Origin of the sequence: Lysobacter auxotrophicus (assembly GCF_027924565.1) — a bacterium.
In the GTDB taxonomy this organism is placed as follows: domain Bacteria; phylum Pseudomonadota; class Gammaproteobacteria; order Xanthomonadales; family Xanthomonadaceae; genus Lysobacter_J; species Lysobacter_J auxotrophicus.
This window is the reverse complement of the sequence record NZ_AP027041.1, coordinates 3,481,305-3,497,263: the sequence shown is the minus strand read 5'-3', so window position 1 is coordinate 3,497,263 and position 15,959 is coordinate 3,481,305. Positions and strand designations below refer to the sequence as shown.

Below are 15,959 nucleotides of genomic sequence, written 5' to 3'. Positions count from 1 at the left end.
CGCATGCGCAATTGGGCTCCACGCGCGAAGTGCGGGATGAAGACGCCCTCCACGCGCGTTTCTGCATCATGCTGAACTCCCGCCGCTGCGTGGAGTCCCGGGATGACGCCCGAACACGAACGCGACACCGCCCCTCCCGAGAACACGCGCCATGACGGCAAGCCCGGCATGCCGCTCCACTGGAAGATGGCGATCGGCTTCGCCGCCGGCCTGGTGCTCGGGCTGATCGTGCACTCGACCGTGGGCGCCGACGCGCCCTGGGTGCAGTGGGTTACCCGCAACGTCACCACGCCCGCCGGCACGCTGTTCCTGCGGCTGATCTTCATGCTCGTCATCCCGCTGCTGTTCTCGGCGCTGGTGATGGGCGTGGCGGAAATGGGCGACGTGCGATCGCTCGGCCGCATCGGCTGGCGCACGCTGGCCTACACGATCGTCGTGTCCGGCATCGCGGTGATCCTCGGCCTGGTGCTGGTCAACTGGCTGCAGCCGGGCGCGGGCGTCGATCCGGCGCGCGCGCAGGCGTTGCTCAACGAAGGCGCCGAGCGCGCGAACGCCATCGTCGGCAGCGCGAGCGGGCAACCCAAGGGCCTGGACATGCTGGTGTCCATCGTCCCCGACAACGTGGTGAAGGCCGCGGCCGAAAACACCATCCTCGCGGTGATGTTCTTCGCGTTGATGCTCGGCATCGGCCTGGTGCTCACGCGCACGAGGGCGACGGAGACGCTGCAGCGCGGCATCGAAGGCCTGTTCGACGTGTCGATGACGCTGATCGGCCTGGTGATCCGGCTCGCGCCGTACGCGGTGTTCTGCTTCATGTTCAACCTCGCCGCGCTGTTCGGCTGGGAGCTGCTGCGCAGCCTCGGCGCGTACGTGAGTGTGGTCGTGCTGGCGCTCGCGCTGCACCAGTTCGTCGTGTATTCGCTGGTGCTGAAGTTCGCCGCCGGTTACTCGCCCATGCGCTTTTTCCGCGGCGTGCAGGAAGCGATGGTGATGGCGTTCTCCACCGCGTCGTCGAATGCGACGCTGCCGACGTCGCTGCGCGTGGCCGACGAGAAACTCGGCCTGCCCAATCGCGTGTCGCGCTTCGTGCTGACCGTCGGCGCCACCGCCAACCAGAACGGCACGGCATTGTTCGAAGGCGTCACCGTGCTGTTCCTCGCGCAGTTCTTCGGCGTGGAACTCACGCTCGCGCAGCAGTTCACGGTGATGTTCGTATGCATCCTCGGCGGCATCGGCACCGCGGGCGTGCCGGCGGGTTCGCTGCCGGTGGTGGCGCTGATCTGCGGCATGGTCGGCGTACCGCCGGAGGGCATCGGCCTGATCCTTGGCGTCGACCGCTTCCTCGACATGTGCCGCACCACGCTCAACGTCACCGGCGACCTGATGCTGGCGACGGTGGTGTCGAAGGGGGAGCCGGATGGGCCGGGGGCAGCGCCCTGAGGCTCCCTTCCCTGCGAATGCAAGGAGCGTGAAGTCGGTGCGGTAGCGTTGAAAGCAACCAGCAGCGCTTCACATCACTGCCAGTTCACCCGTACCGCTCCGTTACCCCTCACCCCAACCCCTCTCCCGTGGGGAGAGGGGCTCAAAGCGGGCGACATCCCCGCCCCGGGGTGTGACAATGGGCGTCCGCCGGCCGGGCAGCGCGCCCGGAGCCCCGCGCGGCCTCCTCCCGCAGCCGAAGACCGCCCGACGCCATGACGACGCCCAGCCGCCGCGACCTCGCCAACGCCATCCGATTCCTCGCCATCGACGCGGTGCAGGCCGCCAATTCCGGCCACCCGGGCATGCCGATGGGCATGGCGGACATCGCCGAAGTGCTGTGGAACGACTACCTGCGCCACAACCCGGCCAATCCGGACTGGTTCAACCGCGACCACTTCGTGCTCTCCAACGGCCACGGTTCGATGCTGCAGTACGCGCTGCTGCACCTGGCCGGTTACGACCTGCCGATCGAGGAGCTGAAGAACTTCCGCCAGCTGCATTCGAAGACCCCGGGCCATCCGGAAAACTTCATGACGCCCGGCATCGAGACCACGACCGGTCCGCTCGGCCAGGGCTTCGCCAACTCGGTCGGCATGGCGCTGGCCGAGAAGCTCCTCGCCCAGCGCTTCAACAAGCCGGGCCACACCGTCGTCGACAGCCGCACGTGGGTGTTCATGGGCGATGGCTGCCTGATGGAAGGCATCTCGCACGAAGCCGCCTCGCTCGCCGGCACCTGGGGCCTGCACAAGCTGGTGGCCTTCTGGGACGACAACCACATCTCCATCGACGGCAACACCGACGGCTGGTTCACCGACGACACGCCGAAGCGTTTCGAGGCCTACGGCTGGAACGTGATCCGCGGCGTCGACGGCCATGACGCCGAGAAGATCAAGGCCGCCATCGAGCAGGCGCTGACGTCCACCGACAAGCCGACGCTCATCTGCTGCCGCACGACGATCGGCTTCGGTTCGCCGAACAAGGCCGGCAAGGAGTCCTCGCACGGCGCCGCGCTGGGCAAGGACGAAGTGGCCGCCACGCGCGCCGCGCTCAACTGGAACCACGGCGAGTTCGAGATCCCGCAGGACATCTACGACGGCTGGCGCAAGCGCGACCACGCCGCCGAAGAAAAGGCCTGGAACAAGGTGTTCGACGAGTACGCGAAGCAGTTCCCCGAACTGGCCGCCGAACTGACGCGTCGCTCGCGCGGGCAGCTGCCCGACGGCTTCGTCAAGGCGGCCGACGACTACATCGCCAAGCTGCAGGCCGACGGCCCGACCATCGCCTCGCGCAAGGCGTCGCAGATGGCGATCGAAACCTTCGCGCCGATGCTGCCGGAACTGATCGGCGGCTCGGCCGACCTCGCGCATTCCAACCTCACCCTGTGGAAGGGCAGCAAGTCGGTCGCCACCGATGATCCGAACGCGAACTACGTCTATTACGGCGTGCGCGAGTTCGGCATGACCGCGATCAGCAACGGCCTGGGCCTGCACGAGTGCTTCATTCCCTTCGACGCGACCTTCCTGGTGTTCAGCGACTACGCGCGCAACGCCGTGCGCATGAGCGCGCTGATGGGCGCGCACGCGATCCACGTCTACACGCACGATTCCATCGGCCTGGGCGAGGACGGCCCGACGCACCAGCCGATCGAGCACATCGCATCCCTGCGCTATATCCCGCACAACGACGTGTGGCGCCCGTGCGACGCGGTGGAATCGGCGGCCTGCTGGAAGGCCGCGATCCTGCGCAACGACGGCCCGAGCTGCCTGATCTTCTCGCGCCAGAACCTCGCCCACCAGCAGCGCAGCGCGCAGCAGGTGGCGGACATCGAGCGCGGTGGCTACGTGCTGAAGGATTCGGTCGGCGCGCCGGAGCTCATCCTCATCGCGACCGGTTCGGAAGTCGGCCTGGCGATGGATGCGGCGAAGCAGCTGGGCGACAAGGTGCGCGTGGTGTCGATGCCGTCGACGACGGTGTTTGATCGCCAGGATCCGGCGTACCGCGAATCCGTCCTGCCGAAGGCATGCCGCAAGCGCGTGGCGATCGAAGCGGGCGTGACCGACTTCTGGCGCAAGTACGTGGGCCTGGACGGCGCGGTGATCGGCATCGACGAGTTCGGCGCCTCGGCCCCGGCGGAGCAGCTGTTCCCGTACTTCGGCTTCACCGTAGAGAAGGTGGTGGAGGCGGCGCGTTCGCTGTAAGGCGGCGCGCTGTCGCGAATTGCATCGGTGATTGATGGGCTTCTCGCGATATCTGCGATTCGCACTAGATACGTAGCGAGGGATGGTTCGAAAGAAGCGGCTTCGGCCGCTTTTTTCGTTTGCCGGCGATGGACGTTGCAACTACAACCGCAACAGGAAAATGGGTTCCAGCTTTCGCTGGAATGACGGTGATGTGGTTTGCCGGAGACAGAGTGCCCGCACGCTGCGGGCGTGGATCCCGGCCTTCGCCGGGATGACGATCTTCTGGAGCTACGATCTTCCCGGGAGGGCGATGCTGCTCTCGATGATGCTGCTCTTGTAGCCCGGGTAAGCGCAGCGCACCCGGGGCGAAGACGCGGTCGCGTCCCCGGCAGCGCTGCGCTTGGGCGGGCTACGACCGCAGGGCTTGAACGCGCATCGGACAGCCAAACGTTGTCGAACACACTCGACGCTTCTCAGCCGCCCGTTTCAGCCAACGCCAGCGACACCAGCTTCGCCTCCAGCCGCTCGCCAAAGCCGCGCGGCGCATCAAGGTCCATCCGCGCCAGCGCCTCGGTGTCCATCGCGCGCGTACGCAATGCCCGCCACACCGTGCGCAGCTTCGCGCCGCGCGTGGCGGTGCTCGCCTTCAGCCATGCCAGCGCCTTCACCAGGCGCTGCTCGACCGGCGTGAAATCGCTGCCCAGCGGATAGTCCGGCAGCGCGCCGCTCGTGTGGAACGAGCGCAGCGCCGCGGCCAACCGTTCCGGCGTGTTACGCGAAGCGGACGGGGGCAGCGTGAAATCCGCACGCAACTTGCCCTCGCGCTTGGCGACGTCGATCAGCCCCTGCTGGAAGCGCGCATCGGCGATGCCGGCCAACGCGATCACGCAATCCTCGTCGGAGCGCCCACGGATGTCGGCGATGCCGTATTCGCTGATGTACACATCGCGCAGGTGGCGCGGGATCGTCGTGTGCCCGTAGTTCCACACGACGTTCGACGTGACCCGTCCGCCCGATTCGCGCGCGGCGCGCAGCATCAGCACCGAGCGCGCATCCGGCAGCGCGTGCGCCATCGCCACGAAGTTGTATTGCCCGCCGACGCCGGACACCACGCGGCCATCCTCCAGCGCGTCGGAGGTCGCCGCCCCCAGCGCGGTCGCCATCATGCAGGTGTTGAAGAAGCGCGCGTCGCGGCGCTGCAGGCGTTCCAGTTCGATGTCGCCGACCAGGTCGTTCACCTCGCCAACACGGCGCATGCCGATGGCGCGACGCGTGTCGGGCGGCAGGTCGCGCAGCCATTCGTAGAACTCGGGCGAGCCGAGATAGAACGCGCCGTGCAGGAATTCGCCCTGCTGTTCGAGCAATGCCAGGTCGTGCGCGCTTGGGCCGCCGCGTTCGATGCGCTGCATCGCGGCGAGGTCGTCCACCACGCGGCGCTTGATGACGCCGACTTCCACCAGCCGGCGGAAACCCTCATTGATCATCTCGCTGCAGCCGTACAGGCCGCGCTCGAACGGCGCAAGCGTCGCATCGTCGGCATGCGGCGAGCCGAGCGCACGCAATACGTCGCGATAGGCATCGTTGTCGACGTGACGCAGCACGAGCGCGTGGCACAGCGCGTCGGCGAGCGCGCCGATGCCGATCTGCAACGTGCCGCCATCGACGACCAGCGTGCTCGCGTGGAAGCCGATCGCGTAATCGGCGTCGGTCACGGGCTGGCGCGGCAGGCCGAACAGCTTCGGATACGGCCCCGGCGGCGTCACGACCGCATCGAAGAACTCCGGCGCCACCGTCGCGCTGCCGCCGAGCCACGGCAGGCGCGGATCGACTTCGGCGATCAGCAGCGGACGCGGAAGGCCGCGTGCGACGACGGCGTCCACGGAGTCGGCGGTGAGGTCGGTGTTGCACGACAGCGACAGCCGCGTGCCGTCGGGCGAGCGCGCGACCTTCTGCACGATCGCGTTGAGCCCGCGGTCGGCGAGCGCGCGCGCGACGTGCGTGTAGTTCAGGCTCGCGTAGCGCCGCTGCACCGGCACGGAGTTCAGCAGCGCGCCGGATTGCAGGTAAAACTCCTCGATCTCGACGTGCGCGGGCAGCGCATTGCGCTTGAGCGCCTGCACGTAGGCGAGGCGCGGGAAGTCGGCGCCGAAGTGGCGCTCGACGAACGGCGTCACGAAGCGCGCTTCCAGCCCCTTTCCGCCGCCGGGCGGATCCAGCGACAGCGCGGTGTACAGGTGCAGCGGCCGCGAGGCATCGTTTTCGACGCGCGCATACAACGCGTTGAGCAGCCGATGCGGCTTGCCCAGCCCGAGCGGCGCGCCAACGTGCAGCGGGCCGCGGATGCGCGAGAGGAGGAATTCGGCGGCAGCGTCGACCGAATCGAAGGCGAGGGGAGCGGGGCGGGGTTCCATGGCGGAAGCCTAACGGGTGCGGCGGCGTTGTGTGATGGGAAGATCCGTCGAGCGACGCGTGGCGCGACCGTAAGGTGCGGCAGCTCAGCGTCCGCTGCGCCTTTCCGCGGGCAGGGCGAATCGGGCCAACTGCGATCCGGCGAGCATCGCGACCACGAAGACGATCGCGTCCGCGCCGCCATGCGCGAGGTTCGCCAGCGCCGGACCCGGGCAATACCCCGCGATTCCCCAGCCGATGCCGAACAGCGCGCTGCCGATCAGAAGCCGGCGATCGATGCGTGTGCCCGGTGGCGCGGGCAACGCGCCGCCATCGAGCGTGCATCCTCGCCGGCGCAGCCAGGCGAAGCCGGGCGTGGCGACGGCGAGCGCGGCGCCCATCACGAGTGCGAGCGAAGGATCCCAGTCGCCGGCGACGTCGAGGAAATTCAGCACCTTCCCGGGACTCGTCATGCCGGACACCGCCAGGCCCAGGCCGAAGATCGCGCCGGCGACGACCGCATGTGCGATGCGCTTCACGACAGACCGCCCGCGACATGCCGCACGACGTACGTCGTGACGAACGCCGCGCCCATGAAGACCAGCACCGCCCACAGCGAGCGTCGCGAGAACCGGGCGAGGCCGCAGATGCCATGGCCGCTCGTGCAGCCGTTGCCCAGCCGCGTGCCGAAACCCACGAGTGCGCCGGCGAGCACCAGCCACGTCCATGGGAAGCCGGCGCGTGGGATCGCGCCCGACCACGCGAACCAGGCGCCTGCGGCGACCACCATGGCAACCAGGAACGCCACCCGCCAGCCGCGTTCGCCGCGCTGGTCGATCGCGGTGTTGAGGATGCCGCTGATACCCGCGATGCGGCCGACGGTGGCAAGCAGATAGGTCGCGGCCAGTCCGATCAGCGCGCCGCCAACCAGTGCGGAGATGGGAGTGAAGGACGTCGACATGGGAAGACTCAGAAGCGATCGATCGGAAGCTTGAGGTAGCGCACGCCATTGGACTCCGGCGGCGGCAGCGCGCCGGCACGGATGTTGGTCTGCACCGCCGGCAGGATCAGCGCGGGCATCGCGAGCGTGGCATCGCGCGCGGTGCGTTGCGCGACGTAGTCGTCCTCGCTCGCGCCGTCGCGCACGTGGATGTTGTCGCGGCGCTGCGAGGCGAGGGTGGTCTCGCAGGCGACTTCGCGCCCGCCGGGGCCGTAGTCGTGGCAGACGAACACGCGCGTGTCGCCGGGCAGCGATTCGAACAGCCGGCGGATCGACCGGAACAGCGTGCGCGCATCGCCGCCGGGGAAATCGCAGCGTGCCGTGCCGCCGTCGGGCATGAACAACGAATCGCCGGTGAACAGCGCATCGCCGATGAGGTAGGCGCAACTGTCGCTGGTATGGCCCGGCACCGCGATCACGCGCGCGTCGAGCGCGCCGATGCGGAACGTGTCGCCGTCGGCGAAGAGGCGATCGAACTGCGAGCCGTCGGCACGGAAATCGTCTTCGACGTTGAACAGCGGCGCGAACGCCTTCTGCACGTCGCGGATGCCTTCGCCGATGGCGACCTGCGCGCCGGGCCATTGCGACCTGAACCACTGCGCCGCGCTCAGGTGATCGGCGTGCGCGTGCGTTTCCAGGATCCATTGCACGTCGAGTCCGCGCTCGCGAGCGGCATCGGCCACTTTCCGTGCGGCGTTCGTCGACGTGCGCGCGGCCTTCGCGTCGAAGTCGAGCACCGGGTCGATGATGGCAGCCGCGGTGCCCGACGGGTCGCGGACGAGGTACGTCCACGTATTGCTGTCGGCGTGGAAGAACGGCTGGACGTCGGGCTTCATCGCGGTCTCCGTGCGGAGCCGCACGCCCCGCCGCGCCAATCTAGCGGATCGGCGCGCGGCTTGTGATCGCGCGGCGTTAAATCAGCGCGACAACGCGGCGTTGAGCGTGACCGCCAGTTCCGCGCCGCCGCGACGCAGCTGCTCCTCGGCCAGCGGTCGCCAGGTCTGCACGTAGGCGTCGCCGATGGTCGCCTTGGACGGATAGAAACCCGGGCGCAGCACGATGCGGCACGAGGCTTCCGCCCACTGCGCCGACGGCGGCGACAGCGGTTGCGGCGGAAGGTCCACGGCGAGCGGGATCGCGCGCAGGCGTTGCAGCCATTGGGCTTCTTCCAGATCGGCTGCCTTGAGCATGCCGCTGTCCCACAGCGAATGCAGGTTGGTGCCGCGACCGTCGAACTGGAGCTGGAAATCGTTGCCGCCCTTGTCGCGGCCGAATCCCGCGTGCAGCGGCTGGTGGACGTCGCCGACGAAGTGCACGACGAACTTCAGCGCCTGCAGGCGCTCGGCCTTGCTGCGTGACGCGTCGGCGAGGATCGCGGTCTGCGCGCGGATCGCTTCGACCACGCAGTCGCCGCCCTTGCAATGCGTCGCGGCGTCGTAATGGCAACCGTCCTCGGCGATGTTGACGTAGTGCCAGCGACCGGTGCGCTTGCCGAGGTCGGGATCGTGCTCACGCAGTTCGTCCGCCCAGCTGGCGATGCCCGGGAGCGTCGGGTCGGCTTCGCCTTCCAGCAGCATCGCGATCCGTGCGCGTGCCTGCGGGGTGAGGTCGTCCCACGCGAGCGCGGCGACCAGGCGATGGCCGAGGCGACCCCACGCGTGCGCGGGCTGCGGCACGAGAGAAAAGGCGAGGAGGAGGACGAAAAGAAAACGGGCCATGCCGGCATTTTAGCCGGCACGGCCGCTCGCGAGGATTGCCGTCCGAGCGCATTCGCGCGTCGGGCAAGCGCCCTGCGCGCTGTCAGAACTTCATGACGTACGCCGCGCCGTAGACGATCGGGTCGATGTTCACCGTGCCCACGTCCACACCGTTGAGCGACACGTCGGTGTCGATGTCGATCCAGCGTGCGTCGATGCGGATCGCGCTGCGCTCGCCCAGTGCGAAGTCGATGCCGGCGTGCGCCGCCAGGCCCCAGGAATCGTCGAGCTTGAGCCTGGAACCGGCGAGCGCGCCGCGCGTGTCCTCGCTGAAGAACGTGGTGTAGTTCACGCCCGCACCGAGGAACGGCGAGACCTTGCCGGCGCTGTTGAAGTGGTACTGCAGCGACACGGTCGGCGGCAGTTGCTTCGTGCTGCCGACGTTGCCCAGCCCGGCGACGCTGACGTCGTGTTCGAACGGCCAGGCGGCGATGACTTCCACGCCCAGGTTGTCGCGGACGAAGTATTCGAAGGTGAGCGTCGGCTTCACGTCGGTATCGACGCGCACCGGCAGGGTGCCGTCGACCAGCCGGCCGTTGCTGGACTTGGGATCGACCGCGTGGACGCCGACGCCGAGCGTCCAGTCGCCCTTGGACTGGGCGAGAACGGGCGTGGCGGCGCCGGCCAGGGACAGCGCCAGCGCGCAGGCGAGTAGGGGCTTTTGCATGGAAGTGCCTCGTGTGGGAACGCTTCCAGTCTCCGCGGCAGATCAAACGCCCGCTTGATCATGATCAATTCAGTTCCGCCCGCGTGCGTGGAGCCGGCGCGCAGGGTCGTGCCTGTTAGAATGGGCGCTCGCGGTTTTCCCCTCGTCCGGGACGGTTCGTCCGGGCTTCTACCGACCACCCGCCGCGCGCATCGCGGCCGCAGGAGCTTGCAACTCATGACCATCAAGGTTGGCATCAACGGCTTTGGCCGCATCGGGCGCAACGTGCTGCGCTCGGCCGTGCAGAACTTCGCTGGCGAGATCGAGATCGTCGCCATCAACGATCTGCTGGAGCCGGAGTACCTGGCCTACATGCTGCGTTACGACTCGGTGCACGGCCGCTTCAAGGGCGACGTGTCGGTCGAGGGCAACACGCTGATCGTCAACGGCAAGAAGATCCGCCTGACGCAGGAGAAGGATCCGGCCGCGCTGAAGTGGGACGAGGTCGGCGCCGACGTCGTCATCGAATCCACCGGCCTGTTCCTGACCAAGGAAACCTGCCAGAAGCACCTGGATGCCGGCGCGAAGAAGGTCATCCAGTCGGCCCCGTCCAAGGACGACACGCCGATGTTCGTCTACGGCGTGAACCACACCAAGTACAACGGCGAGGCGATCATCTCCAACGCCTCGTGCACCACCAACTGCCTCGCGCCGCTGGCGAAGGTGCTCAACGACAAGTGGGGCATCAAGCGCGGCCTGATGACCACCGTGCACGCCGCCACCGCGACGCAGAAGACCGTCGATGGTCCGTCGAACAAGGACTGGCGCGGCGGCCGCGGCATCCTGGAAAACATCATTCCGTCGAGCACCGGCGCGGCCAAGGCCGTCGGCGTGGTGATCCCGGAGCTCAACAAGAAGCTCACCGGCATGTCGTTCCGCGTGCCGACCTCCGACGTCTCGGTCGTCGACCTGACCGTCGAGCTGGAGAACGCCGCCACGTACGCGGAGATCTGCGCCGAAATGAAGGCGCAGTCGGAAGGCGCGCTGAAGGGCATCCTCGGTTACACCGAGGAGAAGGTCGTCGCCACCGATTTCCGCGGCGACGCGCGCACCTCGATCTTCGACGCCGAAGCCGGCATCGCGCTCGACGGCACCTTCGTCAAGCTCGTCAGCTGGTACGACAACGAGTGGGGCTACTCGAACAAGTGCCTGGAAATGGTCAAGGTCGTCGCGAAGTAAGTCGCGATCGACGCAAACCCTGGCAGGGCCGGCTGAATGCCGGCCCTTGCCGTTTCAGGGCCCGCATCCGCAGCAACGCCCTTGTTTTCGGGCACCTCGGCCGCACTACACCCCCATGAACGACACGCGCGAACTGTCCAGCCCGCCGGCCGACGACGCATTGACCGAGCGGCACCTGGCCGAACTGGTCGACCGTTTCTACGAACGCGTGCGCGCCGATCCCGAACTCGGTCCCGTCTTCAACGCCGCCATCGACGACTGGCCCGAACACAAGCGCATGCTGACGCAGTTCTGGTCGTCGGTCGCGCTGGGCACCCGAAGTTATCGCGGCAACCCGATGGCCGCGCATCGCCCGCATCCGATCCGAGCCGAGCACTTCGATCGCTGGCTTTCGTTGTGGCGCGAGACCGCGCGCGACGTGCTGCCGCCCGATCAGGTCGAGCGCGTGTATGCGTATGCGGAAAAGATCGGCTACAGCCTGCGTTACGGCCTCGGGCTGATGGAACGCAAGGGCGCGCTGCCGCTGGGCCTGCCGACGGTCTGACGCAGGCATTCTCTTATCGCGGCGCAGTTGCAATGCGCCGTCGATTCGCCGAGGCTGCGATCCCGAAGGGGACGGAACGACAGGACCGCCGACGGCGGCGACCGGCCCGGGGACATCGCATGGAAGGGTTGCTGGTTCTGGTCGCGCTCGCGGTGCTTGCCGTGCCGGTGTTGCTGATCGTCGCGCTGGTGTCGCTCAGTGGCGTGAAGGTGCGCGTCGCCGATCTCGAGCGGCAGCTCGATGCGATGCGTCGCGCCAGCGCGGTGCGCGAAGCCGCGAGCGCTCCGCCGCGCGAAATGCCCCTCGTCGCACCCGTGCCGCCTCCGATGCCCGCGGCCGCACCGCCGCCGGTGGTCCGGGAGGCGCCGATTCCGACACCGAAACCCAAGCCGGGCGAATTGCCCGAAGCCTGGCGCGCCGAGCAGCCCGCTCCTGAAGCGCCACGCACACCGCCGCCGCGCGCCCGCGTCGCGCCTGCGCGTCCGGACGCCATCACGATGGGCCTGCGCATGGTGCAGCGCTGGTTCATGACGGGGAACGTGCCGGTCAAGATCGGCATCCTCGTGCTGTTCGCCGGCGTCGCGTCGCTGCTGAAATACGCCAGCGACCAGGGCTGGATGCGCATGCCGATCGAACTGCGCCTGGCCGGCATCGCCGCCGCATCGCTCGCGGCGCTCGTCTTCGCATGGCGCAAGCGCGAGCACAACCGCGTCTTCGCGCTCAGCCTGCAGGGCGGGGCGATCGGCATCCTGCTGCTCACGGTCTTCGCGGCCTTCAAGCTCTACGGCCTGCTGGACGCCGGGCCCGAGTTCGCACTGAGCGTGCTGCTGGTCGCCGGTGCCGGCGCGCTCGCGGTGCTGCAGGACGCGAAGGCACTGGCGGTGTTCGCGCTGCTGGCCGGTTTCCTCGCGCCGATCTGGCTGTCGACCGGCAGCGGCAACCATGTTGCGCTGTTCTCCTACTACGCCGTGCTCAACCTCGCGGTTGCGGGCGTGGCGTGGTGGAAGTCGTGGCGACTGCTCAACGTACTCGGCTTCGCCTTCACCTTTGGCATCGGCGCGCTGTGGGGCGTTTCCGCGTACCAGCCGGAGAAGTTCGCGACCACCGAGCCGTTCCTGCTGCTGTTCTTCGCGATCTACCTCGCGATACCGCTGCTGCATGCGCGCAGGCAGCCGGAGGGGCGGCGCGGTTTCGTCGAAGGGTGCCTGATGTTCGGCACGCCGCTGGTGGCGTTCTCGATGCAGGCGGGGCTGCTCGAGGGCGATCGACTGCCGCTCGCGTTCAACGCGCTCGGGTTGGCGGCGATCTACGCGCTGCTCGCCGCATGGCTGCGCCGCCGCGAAGGCTATGGCGCGCTCACGCCGGTCTACGCGCTGCTCGCGGTCGGCTTCGCGACGCTCGCCGTGCCGTTGGCGCTGTCCGCGCGCGCGACGGCGAGCGTCTTCGCCCTGGAAGGCGCGGGGCTGGTGTGGCTCGGCCTTCGCCAGCAGCGACGTTGGCCGCAGTTGGGCGGCATGTTGCTGCAGTTCCTGGCGGCGTATGCCTTCGGCGTTGGCGCAGCGGTTCCGGTCGACGACGCCATCGCCAATCCGGTGTTCATGAGCGCGCTGCTCATCGCGCTGGCGGGATTCGCCATCGCGTGGAGTTACCGGAACCGGTCCGACCACGACGTGTTCGCGACGGCCTTCTACCTGTGGGGCCTGGTGTGGTGGCTGGGCAATGCGGTGAACGAAGTCGAGCGTTTCGTGATGCCGACGTCGCGTGCCGACGTGCTGCTTGCGGTGATCGTCGTGACGGGCTGGCTCGCGGCGGAAGTGCAACGACGTCGTCCCGCGACCGCGCTCGCGTGGACCACGCTGGGCGCGCTGGTCGCGGCTGCGCCGATCGCGTGGGTGCAGACGCAGGTGCACGGGCATCCCTTCGCCGGCCACGGCGGATGGAGCTGGCTCGTCTATGCGGTGCTGGGCGTGCGATCGCTCGTGTGCCTGCGCGCCAGCGCGCATGCCATCGCCGCGCGCGCGCAGTTCGTCTGGCTGCTCGTGTGGCCGCTGGCGATCTCGCTGTTGCTGGAATGGCTGAGCCACCGCTTCGCGCTCGCGGGCGGCTGGCGCGTGCTGGGGCTCGCGCTGCCGTGGTGCGCGCTCGCCGCGATGAGCCTGTTCCGCTGGTCGTGGCTGTCGGCGCCGCTGGGCGAACGTTTCGATTCGAGTCGCACCGCGCTGCAGGCCACGTGCTTCGCGGTGCTGGCCTTCGGATGGCTGCTTGCGCTGTTCAGTGCCCATGGTGGCGCGCCGCTGCCGTGGATTCCGCTGCTCAATCCGCTCGAACTCGCACAGCTCGCCGTGCTCGTGCTGCTGGCGCGCTGGCTCGTCACCGACGATGCGCCCGACGCGTTGCGTCGCCTGCGGCCGATCACGCTGTCGCTTGCCGGCTTCGCGCTGGTGACCGCGTGCGTGCTACGCACCGTGAACCACTGGGGCGGCGTGGCGTGGACCGAGGCGTTGCTCCACACCAGCCTCGCGCAGACGAGCCTGAGCGTCACCTGGAGCGTGCTGGGCGTGATCGGCTGGGTGCTCGGCTCGCGCCGCGGCCAGCGCGGGCTGTGGCTTGCCGGCGCGGTGCTGATGGGCGTGGTGCTGGCGAAGCTGCTGCTGGTCGATCGCGGCAACCTCGGCAACGGCCTGGGCATCGCGTCGTTCATCGCCTACGGCCTGCTGTGCACGGTGGTGGGTTACATCGCGCCGGTGCCGCCGCGCCATCCTTCGAACGCGGACCACGCGGAGACCGAACCTGCATGAAGAAGTGGCTGCTGATCTTGATGGTGCCAATCGCGGCGACTGCCGCGGCCGCCGCGAGCGACTACGCACGCGAATGGCCGCTGCAGCCGGGCGCGCCCGACGCCGGCGCGTATCGCGTCGTGCTCGACGCCTCCGTGTATCGGCAACTGCAATCGCCCGCGCTGTCCGACCTGGACGTGCTGGACGCGCGGGGCCAGCCGGCGCCTGCCGCGTTGCTCGATCCCTCGCGGCCTGCCACGCGCGCGCCGGCCACCGTTGGACTGCCGTGGTTCCCGTTGCCGCCGACGTTCCGCGGCAACGACGTGGCGTCGATCAGCGAGATCGACACCGACGGCCGCCTGCGCCGCGTCGAGCTGCGCGGCGGCGGCGGTCCGGTCGCAGGCAACGGATTCCTGCTCGATGCCAGCGCTGTCGAAGCTCCCATCCACGCATTGCGCGTGCAGTGGGCGCAAGGGCAGGCGCCGTTCGACCTTGGCGTGCGCGTGAGCGCTTCCGACGACCTGCGCCAGTGGCGAACCGTCGCCGACGAGGCGCATCTGGTCGAACTCACTAACGCCGGCCAACGCGTCGTGCGTGATCGCATCGAACTGTCGCCGGCGAAGGCGCGCTACCTGCGCGTGATGCCGCTGGATCCGCAGGCGCGGCCGCTGCAGCTGTCGGCGATCACCGCCGAACTGCAGGCGCCGGAGGTCGCGCCCGCATGGCAATGGAACGTGCTGGCAGGCAAGCGCGTCGACGAGCCGGGTGGCGCGGTGCACTACGAATACGAACTCGACGGCCGCTTCCCCGTCGCGCGTGCGGACATCGCGTTGCCCGGCAACAGCACGGGCCAGTGGCGGATCCAGGCACGCGACGATGCGACGCGCCCGTGGCGCGACGTCGCGACACCGTGGGTGGCCTTTCGCCTGGCGCGGGACGGCGCGAGCGACGCGTCGCCACCGCAGCCGCTGGACGGTGTGCATCGCGAACGCTTCTGGCGACTGACGCCCCTCGGCGGCGCGCGGTCGAGCGACGTGCCGCAGCTGCGGCTCGGCTATCGGCCGGAAGCGCTGGTCTTCGTCGCCAGCGGGCAGGCGCCGTTCGTGCTGGTGGCGGGCAGCGCGCGCTCGTCACGTGCCGACGCGCCGATCGGGCCGCTCGTCGATGCCGTGCGTGCCCAGCGCGGCGCGTCGTGGGAACCCGCGGTCGCGACCCTCGGCGAATCGCGCGAGCGTGGCGGCGCATCGGCGCTCACGCCCGCGCCGGCTCCGCGCGACTGGAAAACCTGGTTGCTGTGGGCATTGCTGATCGCCGGTGCCGCGCTCGTCGGCGGCTTCGCGATCAGCCTGATGCGCAAGCCCGCGCAGTGAACCCGGCCATGCCGGCGCCCGCGCGCCGGCATCCCGCATACGGCGATTACTTGATCGTGTAACCGGCCAGGCGCCAGTTGCCGTCGTCGTCGAAGTGGAGCGAAACCAGCTCCTCGGCGACCTGGTTGTTCGAGAACCGCGTCTGGAAGCGCGCGCTGACGTACGCACCGGCCGGCACGCTGTCGCCGGAGGCGACCATCTGCTTGGAAATGCTGGTCCATTCGCGCGCGACCGGCGCGCCCAGCGCTTTGCGCTTGCCCGTGATCTCGTCGACGAACTGCTTTTCGGTGGACGCGCCGCGGGCGACAGGCGACGCGCCCTGCCACACCTGCGCGACCTTGCCGTTGTCGATCAGTTCGATCACCACCAGCGCGGCCTGCATCACGTTGTTGGGCGCGACCGCTCCGATGGAGGCGGCAGGCGAGGCTGCGGATTGCGTTGCGGGCGCCGCCTGCGGTTTGGGCTGCGGCGTTGCGGGACGGGTCTGTGCGGAAACGGTTGCAGCCGCGCAGAACAGCAGCGCGATGGCCAGGGGCGTACGTGCGTTCATGGTCGAACTCCGGTGTCGAAAGCGCG

14 protein-coding genes are annotated in these 15,959 nt (G+C 68.9%); 7 read left to right on the top strand and 7 right to left on the bottom strand.

The genetic code is table 11. The annotated features are described in order from the left end of the window. Positions 1-102 precede the first annotated feature (102 nt). The 3 genes from LA521A_RS15860 (at position 103) to LA521A_RS15850 (ending at position 4,002) form a co-directional block, all read left to right on the top strand. Entirely contained in the window at positions 103-1,440 is a 1,338-nt protein-coding gene (locus tag LA521A_RS15860; protein WP_281779818.1) for a dicarboxylate/amino acid:cation symporter, read from the top strand. Positions 1,441-1,694: 254 nt separating this feature from the next. Beyond that, positions 1,695-3,680, top strand: coding sequence for a transketolase (gene tkt / locus LA521A_RS15855; protein WP_281779817.1), 1,986 nt, complete (start codon positions 1,695-1,697; stop codon positions 3,678-3,680). An 82-nt stretch (positions 3,681-3,762) separates the two neighbouring features. Next, positions 3,763-4,002, top strand: coding sequence for a hypothetical protein (locus tag LA521A_RS15850; protein ID WP_281779816.1), 240 nt, complete (start codon positions 3,763-3,765; stop codon positions 4,000-4,002). Between the two features lie 133 nt (positions 4,003-4,135). Here LA521A_RS15850 and LA521A_RS15845 read toward each other — a convergent pair whose 3' ends face one another. The 6 genes from LA521A_RS15845 to LA521A_RS15820 form a co-directional block, all read right to left on the bottom strand. Beyond that, the gene (locus LA521A_RS15845; RefSeq protein ID WP_281779815.1) at positions 4,136-6,073 is read right to left on the bottom strand and encodes an acetyl-CoA hydrolase/transferase C-terminal domain-containing protein; all 1,938 of its coding nucleotides are present in this window, start codon (positions 6,071-6,073) and stop codon (positions 4,136-4,138) included. An 84-nt stretch (positions 6,074-6,157) separates the two neighbouring features. Then, positions 6,158-6,589 carry a DUF6691 family protein gene (locus LA521A_RS15840; RefSeq protein ID WP_281779814.1) on the bottom strand — a complete coding sequence of 144 codons (432 nt, stop codon included), beginning with the start codon at positions 6,587-6,589 and terminating at the stop codon, positions 6,158-6,160. Next, entirely contained in the window at positions 6,586-7,011 is a 426-nt protein-coding gene (locus LA521A_RS15835; protein ID WP_281779813.1) for a YeeE/YedE family protein, read from the bottom strand. Before LA521A_RS15835 ends, LA521A_RS15840 begins: the two co-directional genes overlap by 4 nt. An 8-nt stretch (positions 7,012-7,019) precedes the next feature. Continuing rightward, complete coding sequence (locus LA521A_RS15830; RefSeq protein WP_281779812.1) at positions 7,020-7,886, bottom strand: MBL fold metallo-hydrolase; 867 nt, start codon at positions 7,884-7,886, stop codon at positions 7,020-7,022. An 81-nt stretch (positions 7,887-7,967) separates the two neighbouring features. Next, positions 7,968-8,768, bottom strand: a complete 801-nt coding sequence (locus tag LA521A_RS15825; RefSeq protein WP_281779811.1) for a S1/P1 nuclease — start codon at positions 8,766-8,768, stop codon at positions 7,968-7,970. A gap of 82 nt (positions 8,769-8,850) precedes the next feature. Next, the gene (locus LA521A_RS15820; protein ID WP_281779810.1) at positions 8,851-9,474 is read right to left on the bottom strand and encodes an OmpW/AlkL family protein; all 624 of its coding nucleotides are present in this window, start codon (positions 9,472-9,474) and stop codon (positions 8,851-8,853) included. A gap of 216 nt (positions 9,475-9,690) precedes the next feature. Here LA521A_RS15820 and gap point away from each other — a divergent pair, with 216 nt between their 5' ends. The 4 genes from gap to LA521A_RS15800 all read left to right on the top strand — a co-directional run bounded on the left by gap (position 9,691) and on the right by LA521A_RS15800 (position 15,383). Further along, positions 9,691-10,692 (top strand): type I glyceraldehyde-3-phosphate dehydrogenase, encoded by a 1,002-nt coding sequence (gene gap, locus LA521A_RS15815; RefSeq protein ID WP_281779809.1) that lies wholly within the window; start codon positions 9,691-9,693, stop codon positions 10,690-10,692. Between the two features lie 115 nt (positions 10,693-10,807). Further along, positions 10,808-11,236: a group III truncated hemoglobin gene (locus tag LA521A_RS15810; protein ID WP_281779808.1), complete on the top strand. Its 429-nt coding sequence runs from the start codon at positions 10,808-10,810 to the stop codon at positions 11,234-11,236. Between the two features lie 119 nt (positions 11,237-11,355). Beyond that, positions 11,356-14,034, top strand: coding sequence for a DUF2339 domain-containing protein (locus LA521A_RS15805; RefSeq protein ID WP_281779807.1), 2,679 nt, complete (start codon positions 11,356-11,358; stop codon positions 14,032-14,034). Then, on the top strand, positions 14,031-15,383 hold the full coding sequence (locus LA521A_RS15800) for a DUF3999 domain-containing protein (protein WP_281779806.1): 1,353 nt from the start codon (positions 14,031-14,033) through the stop codon (positions 15,381-15,383). Before LA521A_RS15805 ends, LA521A_RS15800 begins: the two co-directional genes overlap by 4 nt. Before the next feature lie 46 nt (positions 15,384-15,429). On the opposite strand, the gene LA521A_RS15795 is transcribed toward LA521A_RS15800, so the two are convergent. After that, the gene (locus LA521A_RS15795; protein WP_281779805.1) at positions 15,430-15,933 is read right to left on the bottom strand and encodes a DUF4019 domain-containing protein; all 504 of its coding nucleotides are present in this window, start codon (positions 15,931-15,933) and stop codon (positions 15,430-15,432) included. Between the last annotated feature and the right edge of the window lie 26 nt (positions 15,934-15,959).